Raw genomic sequence first — 3,331 nt, forward strand, 5'->3', positions numbered from 1 at the left:
GCCACAACCAGTGAGTGCACACGAGCGCCTCCCGCCGGAGCCGACAGATCCCGTTAAGGACCCGAAGGTCAGTCAGGCGGTGGGTCAGACCCCGGTGGGAGGCGCTCACCTACATCATCACTGTCAGGCGGTGACGTAGTCGCGCAGGTGGCGGGCGGTGAGGGTGTCGGCGCCGGCGACGAGGTCGGCGGGGGTGCCGGTGTAGACGACGCGGCCGCCGTCGTGGCCGGCGCCGGGGCCGAGGTCGATGATCCAGTCGGCGTGCGCCATGACGGCCTGGTGGTGCTCGATGACGATGACGGTGTTGCCGGCGTCGACGAGGCGGTCCAGCAGGGACAGCAGCTTCCCGACGTCGGCGAGGTGCAGGCCGGTGGTGGGTTCGTCCAGCACGTAGACGGCGGCCTTCTCGGCCATGTGGACGGCGAGTTTGAGGCGCTGCCGCTCGCCGCCGGACAGGGTGGTGAGGGGCTGGCCGAGGCGCAGGTAGCCCAGGCCGACGTCGTCGAGGCGGTCCAGGACGGTGCGGGCCTGCCCGGAGGGGAAGAACTCGCGGGCCTCGGCGACGGACATGGCCAGCACCTGGCTGATGTCCTTGCCGCGCAGCGTGTAGGTGAGGACCTCGGCGGTGTAGCGGCGCCCGTCGCATTCCTCGCAGACGGTCGCGACCCCGGCCATCATGGCCAGGTCGGTGTAGACCAGGCCGATGCCCTTGCAGCGGGGGCAGGCGCCTTCGGAGTTGGCGCTGAACAGGGCGGCCTTGACGCCGTTGGCCTTGGCGAACGCGGTGCGGACGGCGTCCAGCAGGCCGGTGTAGGTGGCGGGGTTGCTGCGGCGGGATCCGCGGACGGGCGACTGGTCGACCACGACGACGCCGTCGCGTCCGGGCAGCGACCCGTGGATCAGGGAGCTCTTGCCGGATCCGGCGACGCCGGTGACGACGGTGAGGACGCCCAGCGGGATCTCCACGTCGACGTCGCGGAGGTTGTGCCGGTTCGCGCCCTTGATCGCCAGGTGGCCGGTGGCTTCGCGGACGGTGCCGCGCAGGCGGGCGCGGTCGTCGAGGTGGCGGCCGGTGAGGGTGCCGGACGCGCGCAGGCCCGGGACGTCGCCGGTGTAGCAGATGCGGCCGCCGTCGCTGCCGGCGCCGGGGCCGAGGTCGACGACGTGGTCGGCGATCGCAATGGTCTCCGGCTTGTGCTCGACGACCAGGACGGTGTTGCCCTTGTCGCGCAGCCGCAGCAGCAGGTCGTTCATGCGGGCGATGTCGTGGGGGTGCAGGCCGACGGTGGGCTCGTCGAAGACGTAGGTGACGTCGGTGAGGCTGGAGCCCAGGTGCCGGACCATCTTGACGCGCTGGGCCTCGCCGCCGGACAGGCTGGCGGACTCGCGGTCGAGGCTGAGGTAGCCCAGGCCGATCTCGACCAGGGAGTCCAGGGTGCCCTGCAGGGTGGCCACGAGCGGCGCGACCTCCTCGGCGTCGATGCCGCGGACGAAGTCGGCCAGGTCGCTGATCTGCATGGCGGCGCAGTCGGCGATGTTGCGCCCGGCGATGCGGCTGCCGAGCGCGGCGGCGTTGAGGCGGGCGCCGCCGCAGGCGGGGCAGGCGGCGAACACCACGGCGCGGTCGACGAACGCGCCGATGTGCTTCTGCATGGACTCTCGGTCCTTGTTGAGGTACAGGCGCCGCACCTTCACCAGCAGGCCCTCGTAGCTGGTGTTCATCCCGTTGCTCTTGATCTTGGTGGCGGGCTTGTTGAGGAAGTCGTCCCACTGCCGCTCGGTGTAGTCGCGCAGGGGGGTGTCGGGGTCGAACAGGCCGGAGTCGACGAACACCTTCCAGTACCAGGTGCCGACGCCGAAGTTGGGGACGGTGATGGCGCCCTCGTTGAGGGACAGGTCGCGGTCGACGAGCTCGCCGACGTCGATGCTGCTGACGCGTCCCAGGCCCTCGCATTCGGGGCACATGCCCTCGGCGTTGTTGAAGCTGAACATGCTGGAGGTGCCGACGTGGGGTTGGCCGAGGCGGCTGAACACGATGCGCAGCATGGCGTGGGCGTCGGTGGCGGTGCCGACGGTGGAGCGGGAGTTGGCGCCCATCCGCTCCTGGTCGACGACGATGGCGGCGGACAGGTTGCGCAGCGCGTCGACGTCGGGGCGGCCGAGGCTGGGCATGAACGACTGGATGAACGCGGTGTAGGTCTCGTTGATGAGCCGCTGGGACTCGGCGGCCACCGTGCCGAACACCAGGGAGGACTTGCCGGAGCCGGACACGCCGGTGAACACGGTGAGGCGGCGCTTGGGGATGTCGACGTCGACGCCGGCGAGGTTGTTCTCCCGGGCGCCGCGGACCTCGATGACGTCGTGGCGGTCGGCGGCCGCGCCGGAGCCCGCCCCGGCGGGCGCGGCGGGCGTGGCGGGGCTGGGTGGGGCGGTCATGGGCGTCGTCACTCCCGGCTTGATATTTTAGGGCGTAAAGAGATGTCGGATCGGATCAGTTTATGGCATAAGGAGATGCGGGTTGGTCGTCTTCGCCGGGCAGGGTGACGCCCGCCGCTCGATGCATCTGCTGTGGCGCGTCCGGGACGGCGCGGCCGGGGGGCCGCCGCGTCCCGGGCCGCGGCCGGGGCTGACCGTGGAGCTGATCGTGGACACGGCGATCGCCGTCGCCGACGCCGAGGGGATGGCGGCGCTGTCGATGCGGGCGGTCGGGGAGCGGCTGGGCCGCACCGCGATGGCGCTGTACACCTATGTCCCGGGCAAGGCGGAGCTGGTCGACCTGATGTACGACCGCGCGCAGGCCGAGCTGCCGGCCGGGTACGGCGCGGCGGGGGGCTGGCGGGCGGCGGTGGCGGCGTGGGCGGACGACACCTGGGCGCTCTACCTGCGGCATCCGTGGATGCTGGCGGTGTCGCAGGCGCGTCCGGTGCTGGGGCCGAACGAGTACCGGGCGCTGGAGGCGCTGCTGGGCGCGCTGTCGGGCGCGGGTCTGGCGGCGGGGGACGCGCGGCGCGCGGTGGCGACGCTGTCGAGCGTGGTGCGGGGCGCGGCGCGGATCGCGGCCGAGGCGCGGCAGGCGGCGGCCGCGACGGGCACGTCCGAGGACGAGTGGTGGTACGCGCGCAGCGGGGCGCTGGAGGAGGTCGCGCCGGACTTCGCGGCGCGGTTCCCGCGGGTGGCGCGGCTGAGCGCCGAAGGGGCCTTCGACGACGCGGCGTTCGACGCGGCCGCGCCGCGATCGGACTCCGCGGCGGACGGCTCCGCGGCGGACGGCTCCGCGGGGAACGCCCAAGGGGACGGGGATGCCGCGGAGCCGTCCGCCGCGGAGTCCGAT

The 3,331-nt window shown here is 72.7% G+C and carries 2 protein-coding genes; one reads left to right on the forward strand and one right to left on the reverse strand.

Going from position 1 to position 3,331, the window contains the following annotated elements; translation table 11 throughout:
• Positions 1-123: 123 nt before the first annotated feature.
• Positions 124-2,436 (reverse strand): ATP-binding cassette domain-containing protein, encoded by a 2,313-nt coding sequence (locus DMH08_RS39060; protein WP_051300479.1) that lies wholly within the window; start codon positions 2,434-2,436, stop codon positions 124-126.
• 82 nt (positions 2,437-2,518) lie between these two features.
• Between DMH08_RS39060 and DMH08_RS39065 the strand changes: the two genes are divergently transcribed.
• A partial coding sequence (locus tag DMH08_RS39065; protein WP_148108661.1) for a TetR/AcrR family transcriptional regulator occupies positions 2,519-3,331 on the forward strand: 813 nt, incomplete at its 3' end.

This window comes from Actinomadura sp. WAC 06369 (assembly GCF_003947565.1).
Classification (GTDB): Bacteria; Actinomycetota; Actinomycetes; order Streptosporangiales; family Streptosporangiaceae; genus Spirillospora; species Spirillospora rifamycini.

Bases quoted from the DNA above. Each gene is read 5' to 3' on its own strand.
- DMH08_RS39060 (WP_051300479.1), bottom strand. From the start codon at position 2,436: ATGACCGCCCCACCCAGCCCCGCCACGCCCGCCGCGCCCGCCGGGGCG.